Source organism: Streptomyces sp. SPB074 (assembly GCF_000154905.1).
Classification (GTDB): Bacteria; Actinomycetota; Actinomycetes; order Streptomycetales; family Streptomycetaceae; genus Streptomyces.
On sequence record NZ_GG770539.1, the window covers coordinates 3,430,965 to 3,431,241 of the forward strand.

The 277-nt window shown below is 72.6% G+C and carries 1 protein-coding gene; it reads right to left on the reverse strand.

Annotation, left to right across the window (positions count from 1 at the left end):
• Positions 1-241: hypothetical protein (locus tag SSBG_RS34695; RefSeq protein WP_234010525.1), on the reverse strand; the 241-nt coding region annotated here is incomplete at its 3' end.
• Positions 242-277: the final 36 nt, after the last annotated feature.

Genomic DNA, 277 nt, shown 5'->3' on the forward strand with positions numbered 1-277 from the left:
GTTCGGGGGGTGGCGCGGGGGCGGGGGTGGTGGTCCGTGAAGCCTCGTAGCCGGTGAGCGGCAGCGTGAGTCCGTCGGCGGGACCAGCGGGTGAAGGGGACCCGGTGCCGCAGGAGGGCTGACACGCGACGGGGCCCACCGCGTGGGCGGGCCCGTGGGGCAGCAGGAGAACGAGTACGAGGGCCAGGAGAAGCACCACCAGAACGGCCGGAGCCGTCACCACCCGCAGCACAGCAGTCATGCCGTCCCCTCCACAGAACCCCGTTCCACGTGACCA